This window comes from Enterobacter asburiae, from assembly GCF_001521715.1.
Lineage (GTDB): Bacteria > Pseudomonadota > Gammaproteobacteria > Enterobacterales > Enterobacteriaceae > Enterobacter > Enterobacter asburiae.
Genome location: NZ_CP011863.1, coordinates 3,418,071 through 3,444,148 on the forward strand (window position 1 = coordinate 3,418,071; position 26,078 = coordinate 3,444,148).

The window sequence follows — 26,078 nt, forward strand, 5'->3', positions numbered from 1 at the left end:
GCTTATTTCGCAATCTGAGAGTCCGTCTGCTCGTTAGCAACGGGCTCTTTTTTTTCCTGATGCTGATACCAGGATTTGAAATACTTCAAAAAGCTATAGGCTGTGGCGTACAGTCCCGTTGCCACCCCCACTTTGCCCTTACGCCAGGCGCCGCTAAACAGATACCATTTGAAAAAAGCCCCGATGGCGCTGATTACGCCGCGCCCAATAGAGGGCCGTATTTTTTGATGTTGGACCAGGCGAGTTGTATAACAATTTAATTTATTAAAAAGCTCATGCAGCGTGGGAAACGTATCATGTTTTACATAACCCGGAATACGCGCACAACGGAGAAAACCTTCGACCTGATCGTCTACCGGTCGGTTATTAAACCGGGACTGCTTACGGTTAAAAAGACGCACAGGATAATCGGGTGATGAAACAGGATAGATCGTCCGGACCTCTTCACCCAGAACAAACCAGTGGCGGCATATTTGCCATGCCATACCGGGGTCTGGCTCATCGCCTGCTTTTAACGTTAAAACGGCATTAACCGTTTCCTGGTCAAGAATTTCGTCGCTGTCGATGCACAGGACCCAGTCATGGCTGGCTAAGGATATGGCATGGTTCATCTGCTCGCCATGCCAGCCAAATTTTTTATAGACGGGTTGCAGGCCAAAGCTTTCACAAATATATCGTGTTTTATCCGTACTGCCGGAATCGACCACGACAACTTCATCCGCTATTTTTAAAAGAGGCGGGATAACATCGTGCAATAATCTTTCAGAATTAAACGTTAATAAGCAGACCGTTATTTTAAACATTTTCCCACTCTCAATAGCAGCCTAAATTAATATTATTAATACTATATAAAGGAGTAGAGACGATTAAAGTCCTGAATCACACTTTTCAAATAAGCACGCTTGAAATGTTGTCTAATCCTGAAGCGCAATAAAATAGAAAAATCTATTTTATTTCAACAGATTCTTTATAATGCAGTCAGATGAAGGGTAGCACACGGATTCAGACATGCCGCACAAAAGTAAAATTCTCCTCCTGGATACGGGTAAAGAATGGGGGGGAGGCACCAACAGTATGCTTGAGCTCCTGAAGCGAATTAATCGCGATAAATTCGATATTACCTGTTGTTTTTACAGTGATTATAGTCGTGCTGAAGGTGAGACAATTGGCCAGGTGCTCAACGGCATCGGCATCCCGCTCATCGTGATCCCTCAACGCCAGCAGCCGGTCTGGGCCAAATTGCTGAAGGAAGCGGGACGTAGCCTGCTGTTTTTCTCACGCGGCGCCCGCAAAGCATTTACGCGTCATGTGGATATCATGTGGCGCATCAGGCCTAACGTCAGCAAAATCGAAACCCTTTTCACGCAGGGCGGTTTCGATACGCTCTATATGAATAACCAGCCGGGCTCAAATGAGGAAGGCTATCTCGCGGCGGCGAATCTGCAGGCGCGGTTGATCCAGCACTGCCGCATTGAGCCTGTTTTGACCCCGCCGCTGGTAAAGCTGGTTAATGCCCATGCCACAAAAATCATCGCCGTCTCGCACGGCGTTGAACGCGTGTTGCTTCAGCATGGCGTCCGGCCCGAACTGTGTACGACGGTCAATAATGCCATCGACATCCACCAGCCTTTACCTGACCGACGCGCGATGCGCCAGCGCCTGAACATTGATGACGACACGTTTGTGTTCGGCAGTATCGGGTCGTTAATCCCTCGCAAAGCCAACCACCACACGCTGGAGGCTCTGGCACAGTTCAGCCAGAAACATCCCCAGGCGAAATGGAAAATGGTGCTGGTCGGAGAAGGTGCCGAACGCCGCGCTTTAACAGAACAGGCCCGAGCGCTGGGAATTGAATCCCGCGTCATCTTCACCGGTTTTCAGAATACCCCCTTTGATTACCTTGCTACGTTTGACGCCTTTATTCTCGCCTCAAAAAGTGAAGGGCTGCCGCGCGTGGTGCTGGAAGCGATGCTTCTCAATATCCCAGTGATTGGCTCTCAGGTGACCGGCACGGCGGAATTGATTGATCATGATTCGACAGGGCTGCTCTTCCCCTGGAGCGATGTTTCACAGCTTGCACAGCATCTGGACAATATCTGGGCAGACGCGGAGCTGCGGGCTCGACTGGCTGCGGCTGCATACCAGAACGTCTGTCATACCTATGCCATCGAAAACTATGTCAGCGGTGTCGAAGCCGTGCTTGGCGCGCACTAACCAAACGAGATAACTATGTTTAAATTTCTTAATGCTCGCTATCGTCATATCACCGGGCGACACAACATTCCTTACAGCTCTCTGCCCGTGACGGGCGCGCTTGCTGCGGTGGATTCTATTGTGATTCCGTGTACCGGCGCAGATTTCGTCGAAGAAGCATTACTCTCTGCCACCTTCGCGGAACGCTACGCCACCGGGGTGAGCGAAATCGTCATCGTCAGCGATCAGCCTGAATCCGCCTTTGGGGTACTGCCGCCGAAAACACGCGTAGTGACCCTTAACCTTCCGGTTCGTGAGGAAGGTTACCGCTATAAGCAGATCTACCTCAGCCGTCTGGTGAAGCTTAACGCCCCGCTGCAGGCGCGCGGTGAAGGCGTATTGATGATCGATTCCGATCTCAACCTGCTGAAAATGCCCGAAATCAACATGGCCGACATGCACATCTACTCCAGCTTCCGTCAGGGCAAAATGATTGCCAAGCTGGACGGTGCGCCAGCGGAGAAAGTGCCGGCGTATTACAAAGAGACGGTACGCCCGTATCTGGTCGATCACGTTAACGGCGCGTTTCTTGCGGCAACCAAAAAAACCTGGCGCCGCATCTGCCCGCTGTGGCTGACGCTCTTCCAGGATACCTGGGAGCTGATGGACGATACGCAGCCGCCGACCGATCAATTACCCCTCGCCGCGCTGCTGGACATGCTGGATCTAAAAACGGTTAACCTGGGCGACTGGATGAACTGGCCGGTCTCCAAGAAGATCGGCGGTCAGGAAGCCGTTGTGCCGAAAGAGGTGATTGGCGCGCACGGCGGTTTCCCCCTCTCCGAATGGCAGAAGTATCTTGAATCGCCGGATAACAAACTATTGTTCAAAGGTCAGGACTACACCCGCAAGGTGCGTTACCTGACGGACGAAGAGAAAAAGAATCAATGAAAGAAGGGGACTCAGGCCCCTTTTTGATTACTTATCCCAGCTCAGGATCACTTTTCCTGACTGGCCGGAACGCATCGCGTCGAAGCCCTGCTGGAACTCATCGATGGAGAAACGGTGAGTAATAATCGGGGACAGATCCAGACCGGACTGGATCAGCGCCGCCATCTTGTACCAGGTCTCGAACATCTCGCGGCCATAGATGCCCTTGATGAACAGCCCCTTGAAGATGACTTTGTTCCAGTCGATAGACATATCTGACGGCGGAATACCCAGCATCGCGATACGGCCACCGTGGTTCATGGTGTCGAGCATGGTGCGGAACGCCGGCGGCGCACCGGACATCTCCAGGCCAACGTCAAAGCCTTCGGTCATGCCCAGCTCTTCCATCACGTCGGTCAGGCTCTCTTTCGAAACATCTACCGCGCGGGTGACGCCCATTTTGCGCGCCAGCGACAGACGGTATTCGTTCACGTCGGTGATCACAACGTTGCGCGCGCCCACGTGCTTCGCTACGGCTGCCGCCATAATGCCGATTGGGCCCGCACCGGAGACCAGCACGTCTTCACCGACCAGGTCGAAGGAGAGCGCCGTGTGCACCGCGTTGCCGAACGGGTCGAAGATGGAGGCCAGATCGTCAGAGATATTGTCCGGGATTTTGAACGCGTTAAACGCCGGGATCACCAGGTATTCCGCGAAGCAGCCCGGACGGTTTACGCCCACGCCAATGGTATTACGGCACAGGTGCGTACGTCCGCCGCGGCAGTTACGGCAGTGGCCGCATGTGATATGGCCTTCACCGGAGACGCGGTCGCCAATTTGGAAGCCTTTCACTTCCTGGCCGATACCCACCACTTCACCGACATATTCGTGACCGACAACCATCGGTACCGGAATAGTTTTCTGCGTCCACTGGTCCCAGTTGTAGATGTGAACGTCAGTACCGCAGATGGCGGTTTTACGAATTTTGATCAGCAGATCGTTATGACCGACTTCCGGCTCCGGCACGTCGGTCATCCAAATCCCTTCTTCCGCTTTCAGTTTGGATAACGCTTTCATCACACGTCCTCAGGCAATTACGCCCAGCTGTTTGCCGATGCGGGTAAAGGCTTCCACCGCACGTTCAATTTGTTCAGGCGTATGCGCCGCAGACATCTGGGTGCGGATACGCGCCTGACCTTTTGGCACCACCGGGAAGAAGAACCCGGTGACGTAAATCCCTTCTTTCTGCAGCTCGCGGGCAAATTGCTGCGCGACGACCGCATCGCCCAGCATCACCGGAATGATCGCGTGGTCAGCACCGGCCAGGGTAAATCCTGCGGCGCTCATTTTGTCACGGAACAGACGGGCGTTGGACCACAGGCGGTCGCGAAGCTCAGCGCCGGACTCCACCATCTCCAGTACCTTGATGGAGGCGGCAACAATCGCCGGTGCCAGGGAGTTGGAGAACAGATACGGGCGGGAGCGCTGGCGCAGCCACTCAACCACCTCTTTACGCGCGGCGGTATAGCCGCCGGACGCGCCGCCGAGCGCTTTGCCCAGCGTACCGGTGATGATGTCCACGCGGCCCATCACGTCACAGTATTCGTGGGAACCGCGGCCGTTTTCGCCGACAAAACCGACCGCGTGAGAGTCATCGACCATCACCAGCGCGTCGTATTTATCCGCCAGGTCGCAAACGCCCTTCAGGTTGGCGATCACGCCGTCCATGGAGAACACGCCGTCGGTGGCGATCAGCACGTGGCGAGCCCCCGCTTCACGCGCCTCTTTCAGGCGCGCTTCCAGCTCGACCATGTCGTTGTTGGCGTAGCGGAAACGCTTCGCTTTACACAGGCGTACGCCGTCGATGATGGAGGCGTGGTTCAGGGCATCGGAGATAATCGCATCTTCTGCGCCAAGCAGGGTCTCAAACAGACCGCCGTTGGCGTCAAAGCAGGAGGAGTACAGAATCGCGTCTTCCATTCCGAGGAAGCTCGCCAGCTTTTGCTCAAGCTGCTTGTGGCTGTCCTGCGTACCGCAGATAAAGCGTACGGAGGCCATGCCGAAACCGTGGGTGTCCATGCCGTTTTTTGCAGCGGCAATCAGCTCAGGGTGATTCGCAAGACCTAAATAGTTGTTCGCACAAAAGTTGATCACATGGCTGCCGTCGGCAACGGTGATGTCCGCCTGCTGGGCAGACGTGATAATACGCTCTTCCTTGAACAACCCTTCCGCACGTGCGGTGTCGAGGTCGCTGTTTAACTGTTTGTAAAAATCACCACGCATTGCAATTCTCCAGACTCGGCAAATTTCGGGACATATTACCCAAACCTATAGTTCATGACGAGATGACACGTCATCTCTTGTCGTTTTTGCAGCATAAATCACGCGTACCCCTGCGCTGTGAAGGTGAATGGCTGAAGGGCAGCCATACTAATGATATGATAGAGACATTAGCATCCGGGATTGTCCCCGGGCTCCACACTTCAAAGGTTACAGTTATGATCATCGTTACCGGCGGCGCGGGCTTTATCGGCAGCAATATTGTTAAGGCTCTCAATGACAAAGGCATCACCGACATCCTGGTGGTTGACAACCTGAAAGACGGCACCAAGTTCGTCAACCTGGTGGATCTGAACATCGCTGACTACATGGATAAAGAAGACTTCCTTATCCAGATTATGGCAGGCGAAGAGTTCGGCGAGATCGAAGCCATCTTCCACGAAGGTGCGTGTTCTTCCACCACCGAGTGGGACGGTAAGTACATGATGGACAATAACTATCAGTACTCCAAAGAGATCCTGCACTACTGCCTTGAGCGTGAAATTCCGTTCCTGTATGCCTCTTCCGCGGCAACCTACGGCGGCCGTACCTCTGACTTCATCGAATCCCGCGAGTATGAGCAGCCGCTGAACGTCTACGGTTACTCCAAATTCCTGTTCGACGAGTACGTGCGTCAGGTGCTGCCAGAAGCGAACTCGCAGATCGTCGGCTTCCGTTACTTCAACGTCTACGGACCGCGCGAAGGCCACAAAGGCAGCATGGCGAGCGTGGCGTTTCACCTGAACACCCAGCTGAACAACGGCGAAAGCCCGAAACTGTTCGAAGGCAGCGACGGCTTTAAGCGCGACTTCGTTTACGTGGGCGACGTTGCCGCAGTGAACCTGTGGTTCTGGGAAAACGGCGTATCCGGCATCTTCAACCTGGGTACCGGCCGCGCGGAGTCCTTCCAGGCCGTGGCTGACGCAACGCTGGCATATCACAAAAAAGGCAGCATTGAGTACATTCCGTTCCCTGACAAGCTGAAAGGCCGTTATCAGGCGTTCACCCAGGCCGATCTGACCAACCTGCGCGCCGCAGGCTACGACAAGCCGTTCAAGACCGTTGCCGAAGGCGTAACGGAATATATGGCCTGGCTGAACCGCGACGCGTAAGTATGAAGATTCTGGTGATCGGCCCGTCATGGGTGGGCGACATGATGATGTCGCAAAGTCTCTATCGCACGCTCAAGGCGCGTTATCCCCAGGCGATAATCGACGTGATGGCACCCGCGTGGTGCCGTCCGCTGTTGTCGCGTATGCCAGAAGTGAACGAGGCGATCCCGATGCCGCTTGGCCACGGGGCGCTGGAAATTGGTGAACGCCGTAAACTCGGCCATAGCCTGCGCGAGAAGCGCTACGATCGGGCGTATGTCCTGCCAAACTCCTTCAAATCCGCCCTGGTGCCCTTTTTTGCGGGTATTCCACATCGCACCGGCTGGCGCGGTGAAATGCGCTACGGCCTGCTGAACGATGCGCGAGTGCTGGATAAAGAGGCCTGGCCGCTGATGGTGGAGCGCTATGTGGCGCTGGCCTACGACAAAGGCGTGATGCGCAGTGCGCAAGACCTGCCGCAGCCCCTGCTCTGGCCACAGCTTCAGGTCAACGACGGTGAAAAATCCCAGACCTGTAACGCGTTTGGTCTTTCGTCTGAACGCCCGATGATTGGCTTCTGCCCCGGTGCAGAGTTCGGGCCGGCAAAACGCTGGCCGCACTACCACTATGCGGAGCTGGCGAAACAGCTGATTGACGAAGGCTACCAGATTGTCCTGTTCGGTTCGGCAAAGGACCACGAGGCAGGCAACGAAATTCTCGCGACGCTCAGTAATGAACAGCAGGCCTGGTGCCGCAACCTGGCGGGAGAAACGCAGCTTGAACAGGCGGTTATTCTGATTGCCGCCTGTAAGGCCGTGGTCAGCAACGATTCGGGCCTGATGCACGTCGCTGCCGCGCTCAACCGCCCGCTGGTGGCGCTGTATGGCCCAAGTAGCCCGGACTTCACGCCCCCGCTTTCTCATAAAGCGCGGGTCATCCGCCTGATCACCGGCTACCATAAAGTTCGCAAGGGCGATGCCGCAGAAGGCTACCATCAGAGCCTGATCGACATTACGCCAGAGCGCGTTCTCGAAGAGCTTAACGAACTGCTGTTGAGTGAAGAAGGATAACGAATGCGGGTACTGATCGTTAAAACTTCTTCGATGGGCGATGTGCTGCATACGCTCCCGTCACTGACGGACGCCATGCGGGCCGTTCCCGGCATTCGTTTTGACTGGGTAGTGGAAGAAGGCTTCGCGCAGATCCCCACCTGGCATGAAGCGGTTGACCGCGTGATACCGGTGGCGATTCGCCGCTGGCGCAAAGCGTGGTTCTCCGCGCCGATTAAAGCCGAACGCAAGGCCTTCCGTGAGGCGGTGCAGGCGCAGCGTTACGACGCTATCATCGACGCCCAAGGGCTGGTGAAAAGCGCCGCGCTGGTGACGCGTCTGGCACACGGCGTAAAGCACGGCATGGACTGGCACACCGCCCGCGAACCGCTGGCGAGCCTGTTCTATAATCGTCGCCACCACATCGCAAAGCAACAGCACGCCGTCGAACGTACCCGCGAGCTGTTTGCAAAAAGCCTGGGCTACGCGAAACCGGAAACCCAGGGCGACTACGCCATTGCGCAGCACTTTTTGCGCAATACAGATCCCTGTGCTCAGCCTTATCTTGTCTTCCTGCATGCCACAACGCGCGACGATAAACACTGGCCGGAATCGCACTGGAGAAGCCTGATTGAACTAATGCAACCCACCGGCATCCATATTAAACTGCCCTGGGGCGCTGAACATGAGCGGCAGCGTGCAGAACGCCTGGCAGCAGGCTTTTCACACGTCGAGGTATTGCCGAAACTCACGCTGGCGCAGGTTGCAGCGCAGCTGGCGGGAGCGAATGCTGTTGTTTCCGTTGATACAGGTTTAAGCCATTTAACCGCGGCGCTGGATCGTCCGAATATTACGATTTTTGGTCCGACCGATCCTGGATTGATCGGGGGTTACGGCAAAAACCAGCATCAGATGGTCAGCCCGACCCAGCAAACGAAGGATATCAGTGCAGATGCTATTTTTTCATTTTTACAGGGCAGCCGTTGGCTTTCCAACAGGGATATCTAACGCATGAGTTACGTATTTCTGCTGATTTTACTCTTTCCGGTGAAGCTTATCCGGAAGCTGTTACGCAAAGAGACAGGTAAAAACCTGGTCATTCAGACAGCAAAAATCGGCGATTTTATTAATGCCACTCCCCTCCTGGCATACCTGCAAAAAAGCGACGTGCTCATCAGTCGTAGCGTGAGTGCGCTGGCAAAGCATGATGAGACGATCGATAAGATTTTTTTTATCGAGCAGCATAAGCGTAACCTGTGGCGAAAGCTGGTCTTTGCCTGCCGGCTCATGAACCGCTATGACAATGTCTATCTCCTGCAACCCAACAGCGTGAACCTCTTTTTCGCCTCCGTATGTAACGCTAAAAACAAACAGTTTTTAAGCACATACACGCGCAGATGGTATCACGGTATTTTCTATGCAACGGCAGACGGCACTGTTGAACACGGCCGAAAGACGCTGTCTGTCACGAACTATCTCAAACTGGCCGATCGCGCTCTGAGCTGGCAAGACTCGCCAAAGCACGCCACAAAACCCCTTTTCAAACCCGCGACCTATCCGGCAATCCTCGATAAACCCGGCGTGATCCGCATTGGCATTAGCGTTGCCGCCGGGAATAAAGCGAAAACCGTTCCGCCGGTTATCTGGAAGCAAATTGCCGATCGTCTCGCCGACCTGCCCTGCGAATTTTATGTGTTTGGCGCCCCGAATGAACAATCGTGGATGGATGATATCACCCGCGCTTATGGTGAACTGCCCAACTTTATTAATCTGATTGGCAAAATCTCGCTTGAAGAGCTGCCGTGGGCCATTTCCAAAATGGATTGCTACATCGCGTCTGACTCGGGGAATGTCTATATTGCTGATGCTGTTGATGTACCAGTGGTATTGCTGTTTGGGCCTTGTTGTCATTATGAACAACGCCCGCTGGGCAACGTATTGCTGATTGGTAATGATGACAACATTTGCTCATATGTTTTTGAAACACGATATTACTTCTCACAAAGCCGGGAAGAACTCTTCGCTGTAACAGACGAAGCGCTACGTGACCTCAAAAATTTTATTTGCGAGTTACCAACAATTAACGCAACTGCATACTCCTTTGATGCTCAGGAAAACTGATTATTATGGCTTTTCTTAGCATCATTATTGCCGCGCATAACGCCAAAGATACGCTTCACACTACGTTAGAAAGCCTGCAAAACGCGATTGAAGGTGCGGGCGATGATGTAGAGATCATTATCTTTAACGACAGTTCCAATGACTCAACACAGGATATTATTGAGGCGTGGCTACCAACGCTTCCGAATGCGCAATCCCGATACGTTGAGTACCGTAACGTAGGTCATGTTCGAAACAGTGCCCTCTCGCTGGCCTCAGGTGAATACATTACCATGCTAGATAGCGATGATCGGATGAAACCGGGCAGCATAAGGGACGCCGTGGCGTTTCTCAAATCAGAGCGCCCTGATATGTTACTGACGCGTCTGCTGGAAATTCGCGACACCAAAAAAATTACAGCCGACTGGCAGGGGTTCTCTCCGGTTGCTTTGTCGCAATATGAGGCAATAAAGCGATTCCTGCAGCACAAAGATTTTCAGGCACATCTCATCGGGCAATTTATTCATCGGAAATTGTATGTAAATAACCCCATTCCTTCGATGGTTTGCTATGAAGATTTCGCCGTATTTCCCGGCATGCTGATGCAAGCGAGTAAAATAGTCTATCAGCGTCAGGGACACTATTATTACATCAAACGTAACGATAGTTTGTCGAGCCGACTCGACGCCAGTAAAATCGCTACGCTGGTTGATTGTACATTGCAAATGGAAAAAACGTTCCCTCGTTCTTTTACGCATCTTGTTAATTGTCACTGGTTTGATATCTACAGAAACCACCGACCGCATCTGACTGACCTGCAACTCAAACTGGTTAAACAGCGGGTTAATGCACTTTATTCTCTCTCTTTCTTCTTCTCCAGAGATGTACGTTTCAGCTACAAAAAAAGGGTCATTGAGGCATTATGGAAAAAGTAAAACTGCGGCTTTATCAGCTGACGCTGATTTTGAGCCTTATTTCGCTTGCGCTGGCGCTGCTGAGTTCAGGTAAACAGCGAGAGTTTTTCTATATTGCAATTTATGCCAGCATTATCGGCTTAGCGTGCGAATATAAAAAAATCACAATGCGTCCTTTTTCTATCGCACTACCAATTTTGCTCATTGGGTTACTTAATCTTTGCTGGTACATGGTGTATGAATACCATAGCGAAGGCCTGAACGTTTATAGCGATTATCTTGGTGCAAGTAAAAAATTGATTCTGGCGAGCATCCTCATTTTCTATCTTGACCGGTTTAAGTTTTATATTGATAAAACATCCTTCCAGAAATATTTTTTATACGCCTCTGGTGCAGGGTTTATACTTGCGACTGGCTATGGTTTATGGCAGGCATCACTGGGTATGACACGTATTGAGATGGCCATTAATCGTGCGACCGTGTCGGCTTATGTTTACTCAGTCTTATCACTGGCCTTCATATATAGTCTTTTTCTTCAGAAAAATACTAAGCTGTATTTTATCGCTGGCCTCACTATTTTAATCTCCTGGTATATCATACTGCTGACAGGCACACGTGCCGCAATGGGTTTGTATTTGCTTCTGGCGATAGTACTGACACTCTACCACTTCAGAAGAATTCATCTTAAATCGACACTAATATTCTTATGTATTGTGGCGGGTATTGCTATCGTAAGCTACAAACCGTTAATTTCCCCCAAGATAACGCAAGCACAAGTTGAAGTAGAGAAATATCAAAGTGGCGTTGACGGTACCTCCCTTGGCTCGCGTTTTACCATGTGGAACGTGGGTATTCAGAATGGACTTAAGCATCCGCTCGGCCAATCACTGGAAAATCGTTATAACTGGACACAGCGTTATGTTAATGATGGACATCCTAATTTAATCACTGCACTCGGCTATTTAAAAGTACATCTACATAATGAGTTTATTGAAAAATATTCTCTGCAGGGGATCCCCGGGCTGGCGATATTATTCTTTTTCTATATATCGATGATCGCTTACGCGCTTAAAAACAGGAATGGCCTGCTGCTGACGACCATGCTTCTTTTATTACTCTATGGCCTGACGGACGTCATACTGTTGAGTTCTGAGGCTTTAATCTTCTTTGTCACCGTGTTTGCGCTGAGCACACCTTTTTCGCAAACCAGACAACGTCAATAAGTGATAATGCCCGCTTCGCGGGCATTATTTTTTCTTGTATTGATAAAACTCCGCCAGCGTCATCCCCACCGTCTTATCGGATAACCAGCTAAAGAGCGTTTCTAAATCCTGATACAACCCTTCGATCGCCGCCTCATCTTTAAACGTGGGGCTTCCGCCAGGCATAAATTCCGACGAATGAAGCATAAACTCCACGTACTCACTTCCCTGAGACAGGCATTGCTGTGCAACCTGAATCATCTGTGCCGCATTCCCACCGGACGGTCTTAGCCAGTTGACCGAGGGTGAGCGGTATTTACCGCGAAGCCTGTCGTAACCTTGTTTAATCGTGTTCAACCAGGCCGGGTGTTTATACTGAATGCTCATAGGCACTTCGAGTAATGGGCTATTGCCCGCCCGGGAAATATTGTCTAAATCCATGTAATAGGCGTGGTCGGGAAAATGCTGATAATCCGTTCCGCCATTACCCTGCGGCGCACCTTTCGCATTGCGCCAGTTCACCCGCGGCGTCACGGAGCAATCAACCTGGTAACCCAGTTCAACGAGCAATTTTGCGTAGCGACTGTCAAATGCCCAACGTCCGGCACGGTGGCTTAACATTTTGGTCTGGAATGTCTCTTCCAGCAGGCGGGTCATGAACAGCACTTTCTCGCGCATCACCTCATCCGAAAATTCAATCAAATAAGGCTGCCAGCGCCAGTCGTCTCCCGTGAGATCGTGTTCCGGCGGGCTATTCCATGCGTGAAGGTGCATCCCCACCTCCCCCTGACCGCGGGCGATCGCGTCCCTGGCGAATTCGATGAAAACGGGCTCGATCGCCATCTCGTAATTGGTCAGCCACACGGGCTTAAAACCGAAACGCTCACAAAGCGCCTGGAACCGCGCCAGATAGCGCGCGTTTTCCGTTTTAATGACGCGGTGATTTTGCCAGAGATTATCGCCCTCAGTATCAATTGTGATGATAAACGCTGGTTTGTTCATAATGAGTCCGCAAGACAGGAAAGTTAGCGCTATGTTACGCACTCTCCAAAGCATGAGTAAACCCTTCCTGGGAAATTACTGAGATTATGGAGAAAGAGTGCAAGTCGCTATCAGGTCTATTAGAATTGCCATCAGTACAACGCCGATAAGATGATGATGAATAACTTACCTGACACGCCTGATTTGCGCATTTTACTTATCAAACTCCGCCATCATGGCGACATGTTGTTGACCACTCCCGTCATTGATTCGTTACGTCAAAAATGGCCGCAGGCGCAGATTGATGTCCTGCTGTATGAAGAAACGCGCGATATGCTCGCCGCGCATCCGGCGATCGGTACAATTTTTGGAATCGATCGTAAATGGAAGCAGCTGGGCACGCTGAAGCATCTTCAAAAAGAGTGGCAGCTGCTGTGTGCGTTAAGGAATCAGCATTATCATCTGGTTATTAACCTCGCCGATCAATGGCGTAGCGCAATTGTCACCCGCTTCACCGGTGCACCCGTTCGCCTCGGATTTGCGTTTAACAAACGCAATAGTGCCTTCTGGCGTTTTTGTCATACCGATCTGGTCTCTGTCGACGGCCACAAATCCCTGCATACGGTCGAACAGAATCTCTCCATTCTGGCGCCATTACCTGTCGCGTCGCAGCCTGCCGTCACCATGGCCTACACCGCAGAAGACTGGGATCATGCCCGTCAAAGACTGACGCAGACGGGTGTGGGCGACAGCTACATCGTGATCCAGCCGACGTCCCGCTGGTTCTTTAAATGCTGGAGCGAGGACAAAATGGCGCAAACCATTACTGCACTGCAGCAGGATGGTCATACGGTTGTGCTCACCGCGGGGCCGGATAAAAAAGAGCTGGCGATGATCGATCGCATCCTCGCCGCCTCGCCGAAGACGGGAGTCGTCTCTCTGGCAGGCCAGTTAACGCTGCGCCAGTTGGCCTCACTCATCGATCATGCGCGTCTTTTTATTGGCGTTGACTCCGTTCCAATGCATATGGCCGCCGCGCTGCAAACGCCCTGCGTGGCATTGTTTGGTCCATCAAAACTGACGTTCTGGTCACCGTGGCAGGTTAAAGGGGAAGTGATCTGGGCCGGCGATTACGGCCCGCTACCCGATCCGGATGCCATTGATACCAAAACGAAAGAACGCTATCTCGACGCCATTCCTGTTGATGCTGTCGTCTCCGCCGCAAGGAGATATCTGTCATGAAACACCATCGTCTGGCCATTGTTCGCCAAAAATATCGCCCTGATGGCGGGGCGGAACGCTTCGTTTCGCGCGCGCTCACCGCGCTGAGCAATCAGAACCTTGAACTCAACGTCATCACGCGTGAGTGGCAGGGAGAGAAGCAAGACGACTGGCATATCCACATTTGCAATCCTCAAAAATGGGGCCGCATCAGTCGAGAACGCGGATTTGCACAGGCCGCGCGCGCGCTGTGGCAGCAACAGCAGTTTGATATTGTTCAGAGCCATGAGCGCATTCCGGGTTGTGATATCTATCGCGCGGGTGATGGGGTCCATCGCCGCTGGCTGCTGCAGCGCGCGCGCATTTTACCTGCCTGGCGTGCGCAAATGCTGATGTATGACCGCTATCACCGCTACGTGATGCGTGCGGAACGGGAAATGTATCAGGCGCCTGAGTTAAAAGCCGTAATTTGTAATGCGGAGATGATCAAACGCGAAATCGTTGAAGACTTTGATATTGACGCAAATAAAATTCATGTGATTTATAATTCTATTGATTCCAGCCGCTTCGTTCCGGCCCAGGAGGCACAGCGTGCGATTTTGCGCCAACAATTTGGTTTGCCAGCCGATGCCGTTGTGTTCTGTTTTGTAGGCTCAGGGTTTGAACGAAAAGGATTGGCCAGCGCCATACGCGCTATCGCGGGAACATCAGCCTGGCTGATTGTGGTTGGGCAAGATAAAGCAGAACGTCGTTATCGCGACCTCGCCCGTTCGTTAGGCTGCGAGGGGCAAATCCGTTTCCTGGGGATGCAAAAAGAAACTCTGCCTTTTTATCAGCTATCCGATGGTTTACTGTTGCCAACGCTGTATGATCCCTTTCCTAACGTCATTCTTGAAGCGATGGCCTGCGGCTTGCCCGTCATTACTTCAGAGAGTTGCGGTGGTGCAGAGTTTATTCAACAAGGCCAGAACGGATTTTATTGTGACGCACTTGATATCAGTACATTGAAGGAAGCGGTAGCCGCCATCCCTTCACTGGAAAAAAATAATAATATGGGACGAGCTGCACGTGAACGTGTAAAAGACGCAACTCCCGAAAAACTATCAAGTCAGCTTATTACGCTTTATCAAAAATTACTGGATTAAAAATGCGCATCCTAATGATTATTGATGGTTTACCCGGTGGAGGAGCCGAAAAAACGGTTCTTACACTCTCCCGCGGGTTAATAGAAATGGGGCATCAGGTCTCTCTATTCTCTCTGCGGAAAGTGTGCGACTACGCCATCCCGGAAGGCATCGATTATCAGGTTGTTCAGGACACATGTAAAAAACCGTGGCGAAAGCTGACGGAGATCCCACGCCGCGCCCAACTGCTGGATCAGGCGATTGAGCGAGCTGAACGCAGCGGCAAATTTGATGTGGTGTTCTCTCACCTGCACAAAACCGACCGCATTGTGGCGCACTGCCGCGCGCTGGAACGTGACAAAGTCTGGTTCTGCGTGCACGGCATGTTCTCGTTTTCCTATCTTCGCCATCGCAGCGGACTTTCGCGCTGGTTTAAACATCTTAAAATTCGTCATACCTACGAAAACCGCAACGTTGTCGCCGTCTCAGGCGCCGTGTTGAAAGATCTTTCCGAGACGCTGGCGCTCAATCTTCGACGCAAAGCGGTTATCCATAATCCTTTCGATATTCCTGAAATTCAGCGTCTGGCGGATGCGCCCTTCGAGATGCAGGGAAAGGATTACATTATTCATGTTGGCCGCTTCCATGAGCACAAACGCCATGACCGGCTCTTACGTGCGTTCGCCCTGAGTAAAATTGACACCACGCTGGTCATGATGGGCAATGGATCTGACGCTCAAATTCGCAAGCTCAAGCAGCTTGCAGCCGAGCTGGGTATTGAAAACAAAACGGTTTTCCGCCCGTTCGATTCCAATCCCTATCCGTGGATTAAAGGGGCACGCCTTTTAGTGTTAAGTTCTGACTGCGAAGGTTTTGGTAATGTGCTGGTCGAAGCCATTATCTGCCAGACGCCACCGGTCAGTACAAATTGCCCCGGAGGCCCTGCCGAAATCCTCACCGGCGCCTTAGCGCGCGGGCTGGCAGAGTTAAATGACGCGTCACTGGCAAAAACGCTGGCGGATATTTATACCGCCCCGCCGGTCGTTGGCGATGCGACCATCGCGTCGTTCGGTATCAATGCCATTTGCCAGCAATATATTGCTCTGGTCGACAATCAAAAATAATCAGGTTTCTTATGCAAAATTCTGCCCCATTGTTAAGCGTGGTGGTTGCCGTTTATAACGGTGAAGCTTTCCTGGATCAGTTCTTTACCTGCCTTGTGAATCAACGCATCGACAACATGGAAGTCATCATTGTCAATGACGGCTCTACTGACCGCTCGATGGAGATCGTCGAAAAATGGCGAGAAAAACTACCGCAGATGCAGGTTATAGAACAGCAAAACCAGGGCGTATCCATCGCGCGTAACACCGGTCTGGCCGTTGCGACGGGTCAATATCTCTCTTTCCCGGATATTGATGATGTCTTTAAACCCGGCATGTACCAGCGCCTGCTGGATATGGCCGTCACGCAGGATCTGGATGTCGCCACCTGTAACGGGAACTACGTCTGGGAGAATAACAAGAAACCCTCGCGCCCGATCTTCCCTGAAGACAAACTGGCTTCGACAGGGGTCATGGCTGGCCCTGCGTGGTTAAAAATGGCGCTGGATTCACGTAAGTTCCTTCACGTCACCTGGTTGAACATCTATCGCCACGACTTTATCCGTAAACACAGTTTCCATTTCGAACCCGGCCTGCGCCATCAGGATATCCCATGGACCACCGAAGTGCTGCTTGCGGCAGAGCGGGTTCAGTACACCAGTGAACGTTATTACGACTACTACATTCACTCCGCATCGGTGTCCCATATGCCGGACAATGACGACACGCTGATTCGCTCCGCGCGTCACTACATGAAAATCCTGCAGATGCTCGATGCCATCAATCAGCGCTACCCGGATAAAGTAAAAGGGATCCCTGCCTGCCACTGGCAAATTGCCAAAGAAGGGCTGGGCATTATTCACACCTTCGACAACATGAAGGATGAGAAGAAGAAATCAATGATTATTAAAGAGTTCTTCGAAACAGGCATCTGGAAACTCATCTGGAAAAGTGCAAAAAGTCCGCGTCTGCGCTGGCGGCTGGGTCGACGTTATTTCCGTTTGAAACGGTATCTGGCATAAGAGATAGCTTTACCTGGCCTAAATGCTTAGAATTTGCCCGCCGAAACTAAAAAAACGGATAATCGCTTGGAATTGTTGTATACCGCTCTGCTCTACATCATTCAGCCACTGGTGTGGCTGAGACTGTTGCTTCGTAGCCGGAAAGCGCCTGCGTATCGTAAACGCTGGGCTGAACGCTATGGCTTCTGCCGCAATAAAGTCGTACCGGACGGTATTTTGCTGCATTCCGTTTCTGTCGGTGAAACGCTGGCGGCGATCCCGCTGGTTCGCGCCCTGCGTCACCGCTACCCTTCGCTGCCAATCACCGTCACGACGATGACGCCAACCGGCTCGGAGCGCGCGTTATCCGCTTTCGGTAAAGACGTGCAGCACGTCTATCTGCCTTACGATCTGCCCTGCGCCATGAATCGTTTCCTCAACACCGTGCGCCCGAAGCTGGTGATCGTGATGGAAACCGAACTGTGGCCGAACATGATTTCCGCTCTGCATGCCCGTAAAATCCCGCTGGTCATTGCCAACGCGCGCCTGTCAGAGCGCTCGGCGAAAGGTTACGGCAAGCTGGGTAAATTTATGCGCCGCCTGCTGAGCAAAATTACGCTGATTGCCGCGCAGAACGAAGAGGACGCGGCGCGCTTTATCTCTCTGGGCCTGAAACGCAACCAGCTTGCGGTAACGGGGAGCCTGAAGTTCGATATTTCCGTTACCCCTGAGCTCGCCGCCCGCGCCATCACGCTGCGTCGCCAGTGGGCCCCGCGTCGTCAGGTCTGGATTGCGACCAGTACCCATGATGGCGAAGAAGAGATCATCCTGCAGGCTCACCGCAAGCTGCTGGAAAAATTCCCTGATTTACTGCTGATCCTCGTGCCTCGCCATCCGGAGCGTTTTAAAGATGCCCGTGAAATGGTGCAGAAAGGCGGCTTCAGCTTCACGCTGCGCAGCAGCGGTGAAATCCCTTCCGGCAGCACCCAGGTGGTGATTGGCGATACGATGGGCGAACTGATGCTGCTGTACGGAATCGCTGATCTCGCGTTTGTCGGTGGCAGCCTGGTAGAACGCGGCGGTCATAACCCGCTGGAGCCGGCAGCCCACGCCATTCCGGTGCTGATGGGGCCGCACACGTTTAACTTCAAAGATATCTGCGCGAAATTACAGCAGGCCGATGGCTTATTTACCGTGACCGATGCGGATTCGGTGGTCAAAGAGGTATCGACCCTTCTGACTGACGAAGATTATCGCCTGTGGTACGGGCGTCATGCCGTCGAAGTGCTGCACCAGAACCAGGGCGCACTGACCCGTCTGCTGCAGCTTCTGCAACCTTATCTGCCCCAGCGGAGCCACTGATGTCAACGCGTCTGTCGGTCGTCATGATCGCCAAAAACGCCGCCGACCTGCTTCCGGATTGCCTGGCGTCGGTTGCCTGGGCTGACGAGATAGTCATTCTTGACTCCGGAAGTACGGACAACACGGTGGACGTTGCCCGGGCAGCAGGCGCAAAAGTCTTTGTCGACGCTGACTGGCAGGGCTACGGCATCCAGCGCCAGCGCGCGCAGGGACATGCCACAGGTGATTATGTCCTGATGCTCGATACTGACGAGCGCATTACGCCAGAACTTCAGCAGGCCATTCAGGCGGTGCTTTCCTCGCCCCAGCCTGGCGCCGTATACAGCATTGCCCGCCGCAACTACTTCCTTGGCCGTTTTATGCGCCACAGCGGCTGGTATCCTGACCGCGTGATGCGCCTCTACGAGCGCGAGCGGTATCAGTACAACGACAATCTGGTGCATGAATCCCTGAGCTGCGATAGCGCTCAGGTCATCCCCCTGAAGGGCGACCTGTTGCACCTGACCTGCCGTGATTTCGCGAGCTTCCAGCGTAAACAGCTCAACTATGCCACCGCATGGGCGCAGGAGCGTCACCAGCGCGGCAAGAAGGCCTCGCTGACGGGTATCTTCACCCACACGCTGGGCGCGTTTCTGAAAACGCTGCTGCTGCGTGGTGGCGTGCTGGACGGTAAGCAGGGCTGGTTACTCGCGGTAGTGAATGCCCAGTATACTTTCAACAAATACACCGAGCTGTGGGCGCTCTGCCGCGGCTACTCAGAGAAAACGTGAGCCATGAGCACAAAAGCGATTTATCCGGGTACCTTCGATCCGATCACCAACGGTCATCTTGATATCATCACCCGTGCGGCGTGCATGTTCGACAAGGTGATCCTGGCCATTGCCGCCAGCCCCAGTAAAAAGCCTATGTTTGACCTCAACGAGCGCGTAAAGCTCGCCACCGATGCCATTTCGCACCTGCCGAATGTTGAGGTGGTCGGGTTCAGCGACCTGATGGCTAACTTCGCCCGCGCTCAGCAGGCAAACATTCTGATCCGTGGTTTACGCGCGGTGGCAGACTTCGAGTATGAGATGCAGCTGGCGCACATGAACCGCCACCTGATGCCGGAGCTGGAGAGCGTGTTCCTGATGCCCTCCAAAGAGTGGTCGTTTATCTCTTCCACGCTGGTAAAAGAGGTGGCGCGTCATCACGGCGATGTCACCCATTTCCTGCCGACTAACGTCCACCAGGCATTGATGGAAAAGCTAAAGTAGCCCTATTTCTGGCACTGACGGCAGTAGAACGTGGCGCGCTGGGCGTGCTTCGTAGCAATAACGGGCGTGCCGCAGACTCTGCACGGTTCGCCTTTACGGCCATATACCTGCAGCTCCTGGGCAAAATAGCCCGGCTTGCCGTCACTCTGCAGGAAGTCCTTCAACGTTGTCCCGCCCTGCTCAATAGAGCGCAGCAGTACCGCCTTAATCACCCGGACCAGCAGCTCGCACTCCTGCGCCGACAGCGAAGAGGCCAGCCGATCGGGATGGATCCCGGCCGCAAACAGCGATTCGCTGGCGTAGATATTCCCCACGCCGACCACCAGCTTGTTATCCATCAGCCAGGGCTTAATCGGGCTTTTCTTCTTCGCACACTTCGCCTTGAGGTATTCCGCGTTAAACGCGTCTGAGAGCGGCTCCGGGCCCAGATGCGCCAGCACGTTATGCCCTTCCAGCTCCTTCGTCCACAGCCACGCGCCAAAGCGCCGTGGGTCGGTGTAACGGAGCACTTTGCCGTTGCTCATCACCAGATCGACGTGGTCGTGCTTTTCCGCAGGCAGTTCTTCGGTAAGAATGCGCAGGCTCCCGGACATTCCCAGGTGGATAATAATCCAGCCGTCGGGCAGTTCCAGCAGCAGGTATTTCGCGCGACGCTGTACGCTAAGGACGGGTTTATCGCTCAGGGCATGGATCTCATCGGACACCGGCCAGCGCAGACGTCCATTGCGGACCACCGCGTGAAGAATCGTCGCGCCGACCAGATGGGGCTCAATGCCGCGACGGCTGGTTTCTACCTCAGGTAATTCAGGCATGGTTCCTCCGTTGAGATGCAGAATGCAAAAAACCCCGCAGTTGCGGGGTTTTTCGATACAAGGAGACTAAAATTATTTGATTTTAGCTTCTTTGTACAGTACGTGCTGGCGTACAACTGGATCGAATTTTTTCAGTTCCAGTTTTTCCGGCTTAGTACGTTTGTTCTTCGTGGTGGTGTAGAAGTGACCTGTACCAGCAGAAGAAACCAGCTTGATTTTCTCGCGAATACCTTTAGCCATGATTTATTTCCTCTTTAAGTACTTAGTACTTTTCGCCACGGGCACGCAGTTCGGACAGAACTGTATCGATGCCTTTCTTATCGATTACACGCATACCTTTAGCAGATACGCGCAGGGTGACAAAACGCTTCTCGCTCTCAACCCAGAAACGGTGAGAGTGCAGGTTCGGCAGGAAACGGCGTTTAGTCGCGTTCAGTGCGTGGGAACGGTTGTTACCGGTCACCGGACGCTTGCCAGTAACTTGGCAGACTCGGGACATGTCTATTCTCCAAAAATCAAATTAGCTCGAGCTTCGTATGGGGTATCGGCGCCTCGTCAGGCTTTACAGCCCGGTCATCGCATAGTTCTAAGTGAACTCTCGATTGCCAGGCCCAAATGCCAAACCCGAGATTCTCAAAGGTGGCGTAGTATACGCTGACTCGGCGGTGTGCTCAAGTCCCGAACAGACAAAGATCCCGATGGATCGCGAGAAATAGCCTAAATCCAGCCATGTTCTGCGAAAGAAATGTACTCACCGCGGCCAATTATCAGATGGTCCAGCACACGAATGTCCATGAATTGACAGCATTTGATAATGCGTTCGGTGATTTCTTTGTCCGCTCTGCTCGGTTCTGCACAGCCAGAGGGGTGATTATGCGCGAGGATCACGCCCGCTGCATTCACTTTTATCGCTTCCCGCACAATTTCACGCGGATGCACCTCAACGTGGCTCAACGTGCCCGCAAAGAGACAGCTATGTTTCAGCACCCGATTTCTGTTATCGACAAAGATCACCATAAAGATCTCGCGTTCAATATCGGTTAACTGGCTTTGCAGGAATTCACGCGTCATTTCTGGCGTCAGGATCGGATCTTCCTTCTCCATGCGGACATTGTAAAAACGGCGGGCAAGTTCAGCAATGCCCCTCAGCTGGGCATATTTCGCCACGCCAATCCCCTCAACGTGCTTAAACTGCGCCAGATCGGCGGTCAATAAACCATACAGCGAACCGAAATGTGCTATCAGCTCTTTTGCCAGCGTAAATACCGTTTTTCCGGGCGTTCCGGTACGTAAAAAGAGCGCCAATAGTTCATCGTCTTTTAACAGGGTGACGCCATAGCGCAGCAGTTTTTCGCGCGGCAGCAGCTCCTCATCCTCTTCTTCCATGCTCTTTCTCCTTTTTTAACCTCATGCTGCCACAGGCTAATCCGTCGCTCGACGGTCACATTGTGTTCTTGCGTAGCGCCTCGCAAAGTGGACGAAGTACAAAATCACTCCGCTTTGGGGATTGTGATAAAATGCCCGCTCTCTGGTGAAACCCAACAGGAAAGAATCATGATGAGCCTGGCCGGTAAAAAAATCGTTCTTGGCGTGAGCGGTGGCATTGCTGCTTATAAAGCGCCGGAGCTGGTGCGTCGTCTGCGCGAGCGCGGAGCTGACGTGCGGGTCGCGATAACCGAAGGCGGTAAAGCCTTTATCACTCCCCTGAGCCTGCAGGCCGTTTCAGGATACCCGGTATCTGACAGCCTGCTCGATCCGGCTGCCGAAGCCGCGATGGGCCATATTGAGCTGGGTAAATGGGCAGACCTGGTTATCCTCGCCCCCGCCACGGCTGATTTAATCGCTCGGGTGGCGGCCGGTATGGCAAACGACCTGGTCTCTACCATTTGTCTGGCCACGCCTGCGCCTGTTGCCGTCGTTCCTGCCATGAACCAGCAGATGTACCGTAACGCGGCCACCCAGCATAATCTGGAGACGCTGGCCTCACGCGGCCTGCTTATCTGGGGTCCGGACAGCGGCAGCCAGGCCTGCGGCGACGTTGGCCCGGGTCGCATGCTTGACCCGCTGACGATTGTTGATATGGCCGCAGCCCATTTTTCGCCTGTCAACGATCTGCAACATCTCAACATCATGATTACCGCGGGCCCCACGCGCGAGCCGCTGGATCCGGTGCGCTACATCACCAACCACAGCTCCGGCAAAATGGGCTTCGCGATTGCCGCCGCCGCCGCAAGGCGTGGCGCGCACGTCACGCTGGTGAGCGGCCCGGTATCGCTACCTACCCCTGCATTTGTGAAGCGAATTAACGTGACTACCGCGCAGGAGATGGAAGCCGCCGTGCAGGCACATGCGCAAAGCCAGCAGATTTTTATCGGCTGTGCGGCCGTTGCAGACTATCGTGCCGAGACGATCGCCGAGGCTAAAATTAAAAAGCAAGGCGATGAATTAACACTAAAAATGGTGAAAAACCCGGACATTGTTGCCGGCGTCGCCGCACTAAAAAGCCATCGTCCATACGTTGTTGGGTTTGCCGCAGAAACGAATAATGTGGAAGAATATGCCCGGCAAAAACGTACCCGCAAAAACCTCGATTTGATTTGCGCGAACGACGTATCGCTGGCCACACAAGGATTTAACAGCGACAGCAACGCACTGCACCTTTTCTGGCAGGATGGAGATAAAGTCTTACCGCTTGAGCGCAAGGAACTCCTGGGCCAACAATTACTGGACGAGATCGTTACCCGTTATGATGAAAAAAATCGACGTTAAGATTCTGGACCCGCGTGTTGGCGAGCAATTCCCGCTGCCAACCTATGCCACCTCCGGCTCTGCCGGTCTTGACCTGCGCGCCTGTCTCGATGACGCCGTAGAACTGGCTCCGGGTGCCACTACCCTGGTTCCAACTGGCCTGGCGATTCACATTGCTGACCCGTCGCTGGCAGCCGTGATCCTGCCGCGTTCTGGTCTGGGCCATAAGCACGGCGTTGTGCTGGGTAACCTGGTGGGCCTGATCGACTCCGACTACCAGGGTCAGCTGATGGTCTCCGTCTGGAACCGCGGTCAGGACAGCTTCACCATTGAACCGGGCGAGCGTATCGCCCAGTTGGTCTTTGTACCGGTGGTACAGGCAGAATTTAACCTGGTGGCAGACTTTGACGCCACCGACCGTGGCGAAGGCGGCTTCGGCCATTCCGGGCGCAAATAACGGCCCGAAAGACACGTATCTCACAGCGTCATAATGCAATAACAAACCGCAAACGCCAGTTTGCGGTCGCTGTGTGGATGCCAGCCTGGCAAGTGCTTATTTTCAGGGGTATTTTGTAACATGGCAGAAAAACAAACCGCGAAAAGGAATCGTCGCGAAGAAATACTTCAATCTCTGGCTCTGATGCTTGAATCCAGCGATGGCAGTCAACGCATCACCACCGCTAAACTGGCCGCCTCTGTAGGCGTGTCTGAGGCGGCGCTGTACCGTCATTTCCCGAGCAAGACCCGGATGTTCGACAGCCTGATCGAGTTTATTGAAGACAGCCTGATCACGCGCATCAACCTGATTCTGAAAGACGAAAAAGACACCACCGCACGTCTGCGTCTGATTGTGCTGTTAATCCTGGGCTTCGGTGAACGCAATCCGGGCTTAACCCGTATCCTTACCGGCCACGCGCTGATGTTTGAGCAGGACAGACTGCAGGGCCGCATTAACCAGCTTTTTGAGCGTATTGAAGCGCAGCTGCGCCAGGTACTGCGCGAAAAGAAAATGCGTGAAGGCGAAGGTTACACCATCGATGAGACGCTCCTGGCAAGCCAGATCCTGGCGTTTTGTGAAGGGATGCTCTCCCGCTTTGTGCGTAGCGAATTCAAATACCGTCCAACGGACGATTTTGACGCCCGCTGGCCGTTAGTGGCTGCTCAGTTGCAGTAATTCGTAAGCCCGGTAAGCGTCGCGCCACCGGGCAATTTAATTACACCCCGAACTCTTCCCGGTACGCACGTACCGCCGCCAGATGGTCCGCCATCTCAGGCTTCTCTTCCAGATACGCAATCAGGTCTTTCAGGGTAATAATCGACGTCACTTTGCAGCTGTAATCGCGTTCGACTTCCTGAATAGCGGAAATTTCCCCGCGCCCACGCTCCTGACGATCCAGAGAAATCAGCACGCCAGCAAGCGTCGCACCGTTGGCCTGAATAATCTCCATCGATTCACGGATCGCCGTACCCGCGGTGATCACGTCATCGACCAGCATGACGCGGCCCTGCAGCGCGCTGCCGACCAGATTCCCGCCTTCACCGTGGGTTTTGGCCTCTTTGCGGTTAAAGCAGTACGGCACGTCGCGGTCATGGTGTTCCGCCAGCGCAACCGCGGTAGTGGTCGCAATCGGAATGCCTTTATAGGCCGGGCCAAACAGCAGGTCAAAATCAATCCCGGAATCCACCAGCGCTTCGGCATAGAAACGGCCTAACAGTGCCAGATCGCGCCCGGTATTAAACAGCCCGGCGTTGAAGAAATAGGGACTCTTACGCCCGGATTTCAGCGTAAATTCGCCAAACTTAAGTACCTGCTTGTTAAGCGCAAACTCAATAAACTGGCGCTGATACGATTTCATGGATTTGCTCCTTTGGTTTTTCTGTCTTACAGGCAAAAAAAAGGCGACTCATTGGTCGCCTTTAAAATCAATTTTCTAACGCCGCTTTCTGCGTCGTTACAATGGATTCGATTCCCCCTCGGGCCAACGCCAGCAGGGAGAGAAGTTCTTCGTGGGTGAACGGCTCACCTTCCGCCGTGCCCTGCACCTCAATGATGCGACCGTCTTCGGTCATCACTACGTTCATGTCGGTTTCGGCTGCGGAATCTTCAACGTATTCCAGATCGCAAAGCGCTTCGCCGTTAACGATACCGACAGAAACCGCCGCAACCATGCCTTTCATTGGGTTGGTTTTCAGCTTACCGGCCGCAACCAGCTTGTTCAGGGCATCGGCCAGCGCTACGCAGGCACCGGTAATGGACGCGGTACGTGTACCACCGTCTGCCTGAATGACGTCGCAATCGAGAGTGATGGTGAATTCGCCGAGGATTTTCAGGTCAACGGCGGCGCGCAGCGCACGCGCGATCAGACGCTGGATTTCCATGGTACGCCCGCCCTGCTTGCCCTTTGCCGCTTCACGGGCATTACGGGTATGGGTCGCACGCGGCAGCATGCCGTATTCTGCGGTGATCCAGCCCTGGCCCTGACCTTTCAGGAAGCGCGGAACGCCTTCTTCGATGGAGGCGGTGCACAGCACTTTAGTGTCACCAAACTCAACCAGCACGGAGCCTTCAGCGTGTTTTGTATAGTTACGGGTCAGGGTGACGGGACGCACCTGATTGGCGCTACGACCTGATGGACGCATGATGGATTCTCCGGCTTGAAACGAATGTGGCTGCG

The 26,078-nt window shown here is 53.4% G+C and carries 28 protein-coding genes; 18 read left to right on the forward strand and 10 right to left on the reverse strand.

Annotated elements, in window-relative coordinates; all coding sequences use genetic code 11:
* Window positions 1-2 precede the first annotated feature (2 nt).
* Complete coding sequence (locus ACJ69_RS16515) at window positions 3-803, reverse strand: glycosyltransferase family 2 protein (RefSeq protein WP_059347342.1); 801 nt, start codon at window positions 801-803, stop codon at window positions 3-5.
* Window positions 804-1,008: 205 nt separating this feature from the next.
* Here ACJ69_RS16515 and ACJ69_RS16520 point away from each other — a divergent pair, with 205 nt between their 5' ends.
* Both ACJ69_RS16520 and ACJ69_RS16525 read left to right on the forward strand, forming a co-directional pair.
* Window positions 1,009-2,214 (forward strand): glycosyltransferase, encoded by a 1,206-nt coding sequence (locus tag ACJ69_RS16520; RefSeq protein WP_054829882.1) that lies wholly within the window; start codon window positions 1,009-1,011, stop codon window positions 2,212-2,214.
* Between the two features lie 15 nt (window positions 2,215-2,229).
* Window positions 2,230-3,144 (forward strand): hypothetical protein, encoded by a 915-nt coding sequence (locus tag ACJ69_RS16525; RefSeq protein WP_032661890.1) that lies wholly within the window; start codon window positions 2,230-2,232, stop codon window positions 3,142-3,144.
* A 27-nt stretch (window positions 3,145-3,171) separates the two neighbouring features.
* Here ACJ69_RS16525 and tdh read toward each other — a convergent pair whose 3' ends face one another.
* Both tdh and kbl read right to left on the reverse strand, forming a co-directional pair.
* Complete coding sequence (gene tdh, locus ACJ69_RS16530; RefSeq protein ID WP_059347343.1) at window positions 3,172-4,200, reverse strand: L-threonine 3-dehydrogenase; 1,029 nt, start codon at window positions 4,198-4,200, stop codon at window positions 3,172-3,174.
* Between the two features lie 9 nt (window positions 4,201-4,209).
* On the reverse strand, window positions 4,210-5,406 hold the full coding sequence (kbl, locus tag ACJ69_RS16535) for a glycine C-acetyltransferase (protein ID WP_059347344.1): 1,197 nt from the start codon (window positions 5,404-5,406) through the stop codon (window positions 4,210-4,212).
* A gap of 215 nt (window positions 5,407-5,621) precedes the next feature.
* Between kbl and rfaD the strand changes: the two genes are divergently transcribed.
* The 6 genes from rfaD to ACJ69_RS16565 are packed head-to-tail and all read left to right on the forward strand — an operon-like array spanning window position 5,622 to window position 11,819.
* Window positions 5,622-6,554, forward strand: coding sequence for an ADP-glyceromanno-heptose 6-epimerase (rfaD, locus tag ACJ69_RS16540; protein ID WP_008502707.1), 933 nt, complete (start codon window positions 5,622-5,624; stop codon window positions 6,552-6,554).
* A gap of 2 nt (window positions 6,555-6,556) precedes the next feature.
* Entirely contained in the window at window positions 6,557-7,603 is a 1,047-nt protein-coding gene (gene rfaF / locus ACJ69_RS16545; protein ID WP_059347345.1) for an ADP-heptose--LPS heptosyltransferase RfaF, read from the forward strand.
* Between the two features lie 3 nt (window positions 7,604-7,606).
* A complete protein-coding gene (gene rfaC, locus ACJ69_RS16550) occupies window positions 7,607-8,590 on the forward strand; it encodes a lipopolysaccharide heptosyltransferase RfaC (protein WP_047646707.1) in 984 nt (327 codons plus the stop codon).
* Between the two features lie 3 nt (window positions 8,591-8,593).
* Complete coding sequence (locus tag ACJ69_RS16555) at window positions 8,594-9,703, forward strand: glycosyltransferase family 9 protein (RefSeq protein WP_054829883.1); 1,110 nt, start codon at window positions 8,594-8,596, stop codon at window positions 9,701-9,703.
* Window positions 9,704-9,708: 5 nt separating this feature from the next.
* Window positions 9,709-10,617 (forward strand): glycosyltransferase family 2 protein, encoded by a 909-nt coding sequence (locus ACJ69_RS16560; RefSeq protein ID WP_059347346.1) that lies wholly within the window; start codon window positions 9,709-9,711, stop codon window positions 10,615-10,617.
* On the forward strand, window positions 10,605-11,819 hold the full coding sequence (locus ACJ69_RS16565; RefSeq protein ID WP_059347347.1) for an O-antigen ligase family protein: 1,215 nt from the start codon (window positions 10,605-10,607) through the stop codon (window positions 11,817-11,819). The genes ACJ69_RS16560 and ACJ69_RS16565 overlap by 13 nt, the downstream gene beginning before the upstream one ends.
* 24 nt (window positions 11,820-11,843) lie before the next feature.
* Here ACJ69_RS16565 and ACJ69_RS16570 read toward each other — a convergent pair whose 3' ends face one another.
* Entirely contained in the window at window positions 11,844-12,800 is a 957-nt protein-coding gene (locus ACJ69_RS16570) for a polysaccharide deacetylase family protein (RefSeq protein ID WP_029740807.1), read from the reverse strand.
* 150 nt (window positions 12,801-12,950) lie between these two features.
* Between ACJ69_RS16570 and rfaQ the strand changes: the two genes are divergently transcribed.
* The 7 genes from rfaQ (at window position 12,951) to coaD (ending at window position 19,843) form a co-directional block, all read left to right on the forward strand.
* Window positions 12,951-14,021, forward strand: a complete 1,071-nt coding sequence (gene rfaQ, locus ACJ69_RS16575) for a putative lipopolysaccharide heptosyltransferase III (RefSeq protein WP_081051443.1) — start codon at window positions 12,951-12,953, stop codon at window positions 14,019-14,021.
* A complete protein-coding gene (locus ACJ69_RS16580) occupies window positions 14,018-15,145 on the forward strand; it encodes a glycosyltransferase family 4 protein (RefSeq protein ID WP_059347348.1) in 1,128 nt (375 codons plus the stop codon). Before rfaQ ends, ACJ69_RS16580 begins: the two co-directional genes overlap by 4 nt.
* Before the next feature lie 2 nt (window positions 15,146-15,147).
* Window positions 15,148-16,248, forward strand: a complete 1,101-nt coding sequence (locus ACJ69_RS16585) for a glycosyltransferase (RefSeq protein WP_029740805.1) — start codon at window positions 15,148-15,150, stop codon at window positions 16,246-16,248.
* 11 nt (window positions 16,249-16,259) lie between these two features.
* Complete coding sequence (locus ACJ69_RS16590; protein WP_029740804.1) at window positions 16,260-17,249, forward strand: glycosyltransferase; 990 nt, start codon at window positions 16,260-16,262, stop codon at window positions 17,247-17,249.
* A gap of 66 nt (window positions 17,250-17,315) precedes the next feature.
* Window positions 17,316-18,590: a lipid IV(A) 3-deoxy-D-manno-octulosonic acid transferase gene (gene waaA, locus ACJ69_RS16595; protein ID WP_059347349.1), complete on the forward strand. Its 1,275-nt coding sequence runs from the start codon at window positions 17,316-17,318 to the stop codon at window positions 18,588-18,590.
* The gene (locus ACJ69_RS16600; RefSeq protein ID WP_029740802.1) at window positions 18,590-19,360 is read left to right on the forward strand and encodes a glycosyltransferase family 2 protein; all 771 of its coding nucleotides are present in this window, start codon (window positions 18,590-18,592) and stop codon (window positions 19,358-19,360) included. The genes waaA and ACJ69_RS16600 overlap by 1 nt, the downstream gene beginning before the upstream one ends.
* A gap of 3 nt (window positions 19,361-19,363) precedes the next feature.
* Complete coding sequence (gene coaD, locus ACJ69_RS16605; RefSeq protein WP_032661930.1) at window positions 19,364-19,843, forward strand: pantetheine-phosphate adenylyltransferase; 480 nt, start codon at window positions 19,364-19,366, stop codon at window positions 19,841-19,843.
* A 2-nt stretch (window positions 19,844-19,845) separates the two neighbouring features.
* On the opposite strand, the gene mutM is transcribed toward coaD, so the two are convergent.
* From mutM to radC, 4 genes are all read right to left on the reverse strand, one after another.
* Window positions 19,846-20,655 carry a bifunctional DNA-formamidopyrimidine glycosylase/DNA-(apurinic or apyrimidinic site) lyase gene (mutM, locus tag ACJ69_RS16610; RefSeq protein ID WP_023309890.1) on the reverse strand — a complete coding sequence of 270 codons (810 nt, stop codon included), beginning with the start codon at window positions 20,653-20,655 and terminating at the stop codon, window positions 19,846-19,848.
* Between the two features lie 72 nt (window positions 20,656-20,727).
* Window positions 20,728-20,895, reverse strand: coding sequence for a 50S ribosomal protein L33 (rpmG, locus tag ACJ69_RS16615; protein ID WP_003024094.1), 168 nt, complete (start codon window positions 20,893-20,895; stop codon window positions 20,728-20,730).
* Between the two features lie 22 nt (window positions 20,896-20,917).
* On the reverse strand, window positions 20,918-21,154 hold the full coding sequence (gene rpmB / locus ACJ69_RS16620) for a 50S ribosomal protein L28 (protein WP_002436699.1): 237 nt from the start codon (window positions 21,152-21,154) through the stop codon (window positions 20,918-20,920).
* Window positions 21,155-21,372: 218 nt separating this feature from the next.
* Window positions 21,373-22,041 (reverse strand): RadC family protein, encoded by a 669-nt coding sequence (radC, locus tag ACJ69_RS16625; protein ID WP_023309889.1) that lies wholly within the window; start codon window positions 22,039-22,041, stop codon window positions 21,373-21,375.
* Between the two features lie 171 nt (window positions 22,042-22,212).
* Between radC and coaBC the strand changes: the two genes are divergently transcribed.
* The 3 genes from coaBC (at window position 22,213) to slmA (ending at window position 24,577) form a co-directional block, all read left to right on the forward strand.
* Window positions 22,213-23,424, forward strand: coding sequence for a bifunctional phosphopantothenoylcysteine decarboxylase/phosphopantothenate--cysteine ligase CoaBC (gene coaBC / locus ACJ69_RS16630; protein ID WP_153251394.1), 1,212 nt, complete (start codon window positions 22,213-22,215; stop codon window positions 23,422-23,424).
* A complete protein-coding gene (gene dut, locus ACJ69_RS16635) occupies window positions 23,402-23,860 on the forward strand; it encodes a dUTP diphosphatase (protein ID WP_054829884.1) in 459 nt (152 codons plus the stop codon). The genes coaBC and dut overlap by 23 nt, the downstream gene beginning before the upstream one ends.
* 120 nt (window positions 23,861-23,980) lie before the next feature.
* Window positions 23,981-24,577, forward strand: coding sequence for a nucleoid occlusion factor SlmA (slmA, locus tag ACJ69_RS16640; protein ID WP_010426428.1), 597 nt, complete (start codon window positions 23,981-23,983; stop codon window positions 24,575-24,577).
* 40 nt (window positions 24,578-24,617) lie between these two features.
* Here the strand turns inward: slmA and pyrE are convergent, their stop codons facing one another.
* Window positions 24,618-25,259 (reverse strand): orotate phosphoribosyltransferase, encoded by a 642-nt coding sequence (pyrE, locus tag ACJ69_RS16645; protein ID WP_010426430.1) that lies wholly within the window; start codon window positions 25,257-25,259, stop codon window positions 24,618-24,620.
* 67 nt (window positions 25,260-25,326) lie between these two features.
* The gene (gene rph, locus ACJ69_RS16650) at window positions 25,327-26,043 is read right to left on the reverse strand and encodes a ribonuclease PH (RefSeq protein ID WP_010426431.1); all 717 of its coding nucleotides are present in this window, start codon (window positions 26,041-26,043) and stop codon (window positions 25,327-25,329) included.
* Window positions 26,044-26,078: the final 35 nt, after the last annotated feature.

What these genes read in the sequence shown, in the direction of transcription:
- ACJ69_RS16580 (WP_059347348.1), top strand. Translation starts at nt 14,018, where the DNA reads ATGAAACACCATCGTCTGGCCATTGTTCGCCAAAAATATCGCCCTGAT.
- rfaC (WP_047646707.1), top strand. Translation starts at nt 7,607, where the DNA reads ATGCGGGTACTGATCGTTAAAACTTCTTCGATGGGCGATGTGCTGCAT.
- kbl (WP_059347344.1), bottom strand. Translation starts at nt 5,406, where the DNA reads ATGCGTGGTGATTTTTACAAACAGTTAAACAGCGACCTCGACACCGCA.
- ACJ69_RS16525 (WP_032661890.1), top strand. Translation starts at nt 2,230, where the DNA reads ATGTTTAAATTTCTTAATGCTCGCTATCGTCATATCACCGGGCGACAC.
- rpmG (WP_003024094.1), bottom strand. Translation starts at nt 20,895, where the DNA reads ATGGCTAAAGGTATTCGCGAGAAAATCAAGCTGGTTTCTTCTGCTGGT.
- ACJ69_RS16515 (WP_059347342.1), bottom strand. Translation starts at nt 803, where the DNA reads ATGTTTAAAATAACGGTCTGCTTATTAACGTTTAATTCTGAAAGATTA.
- coaD (WP_032661930.1), top strand. Translation starts at nt 19,364, where the DNA reads ATGAGCACAAAAGCGATTTATCCGGGTACCTTCGATCCGATCACCAAC.
- rfaD (WP_008502707.1), top strand. Translation starts at nt 5,622, where the DNA reads ATGATCATCGTTACCGGCGGCGCGGGCTTTATCGGCAGCAATATTGTT.
- rfaQ (WP_081051443.1), top strand. Translation starts at nt 12,951, where the DNA reads ATGATGATGAATAACTTACCTGACACGCCTGATTTGCGCATTTTACTT.
- ACJ69_RS16570 (WP_029740807.1), bottom strand. Translation starts at nt 12,800, where the DNA reads ATGAACAAACCAGCGTTTATCATCACAATTGATACTGAGGGCGATAAT.
- ACJ69_RS16520 (WP_054829882.1), top strand. Translation starts at nt 1,009, where the DNA reads ATGCCGCACAAAAGTAAAATTCTCCTCCTGGATACGGGTAAAGAATGG.
- ACJ69_RS16590 (WP_029740804.1), top strand. Translation starts at nt 16,260, where the DNA reads ATGCAAAATTCTGCCCCATTGTTAAGCGTGGTGGTTGCCGTTTATAAC.
- ACJ69_RS16600 (WP_029740802.1), top strand. Translation starts at nt 18,590, where the DNA reads ATGTCAACGCGTCTGTCGGTCGTCATGATCGCCAAAAACGCCGCCGAC.
- tdh (WP_059347343.1), bottom strand. Translation starts at nt 4,200, where the DNA reads ATGAAAGCGTTATCCAAACTGAAAGCGGAAGAAGGGATTTGGATGACC.
- ACJ69_RS16585 (WP_029740805.1), top strand. Translation starts at nt 15,148, where the DNA reads ATGCGCATCCTAATGATTATTGATGGTTTACCCGGTGGAGGAGCCGAA.
- rpmB (WP_002436699.1), bottom strand. Translation starts at nt 21,154, where the DNA reads ATGTCCCGAGTCTGCCAAGTTACTGGCAAGCGTCCGGTGACCGGTAAC.
- dut (WP_054829884.1), top strand. Translation starts at nt 23,402, where the DNA reads ATGATGAAAAAAATCGACGTTAAGATTCTGGACCCGCGTGTTGGCGAG.
- mutM (WP_023309890.1), bottom strand. Translation starts at nt 20,655, where the DNA reads ATGCCTGAATTACCTGAGGTAGAAACCAGCCGTCGCGGCATTGAGCCC.
- ACJ69_RS16560 (WP_059347346.1), top strand. Translation starts at nt 9,709, where the DNA reads ATGGCTTTTCTTAGCATCATTATTGCCGCGCATAACGCCAAAGATACG.
- rfaF (WP_059347345.1), top strand. Translation starts at nt 6,557, where the DNA reads ATGAAGATTCTGGTGATCGGCCCGTCATGGGTGGGCGACATGATGATG.
- ACJ69_RS16565 (WP_059347347.1), top strand. Translation starts at nt 10,605, where the DNA reads ATGGAAAAAGTAAAACTGCGGCTTTATCAGCTGACGCTGATTTTGAGC.
- rph (WP_010426431.1), bottom strand. Translation starts at nt 26,043, where the DNA reads ATGCGTCCATCAGGTCGTAGCGCCAATCAGGTGCGTCCCGTCACCCTG.
- slmA (WP_010426428.1), top strand. Translation starts at nt 23,981, where the DNA reads ATGGCAGAAAAACAAACCGCGAAAAGGAATCGTCGCGAAGAAATACTT.
- radC (WP_023309889.1), bottom strand. Translation starts at nt 22,041, where the DNA reads ATGGAAGAAGAGGATGAGGAGCTGCTGCCGCGCGAAAAACTGCTGCGC.
- coaBC (WP_153251394.1), top strand. Translation starts at nt 22,213, where the DNA reads ATGAGCCTGGCCGGTAAAAAAATCGTTCTTGGCGTGAGCGGTGGCATT.
- pyrE (WP_010426430.1), bottom strand. Translation starts at nt 25,259, where the DNA reads ATGAAATCGTATCAGCGCCAGTTTATTGAGTTTGCGCTTAACAAGCAG.
- ACJ69_RS16555 (WP_054829883.1), top strand. Translation starts at nt 8,594, where the DNA reads ATGAGTTACGTATTTCTGCTGATTTTACTCTTTCCGGTGAAGCTTATC.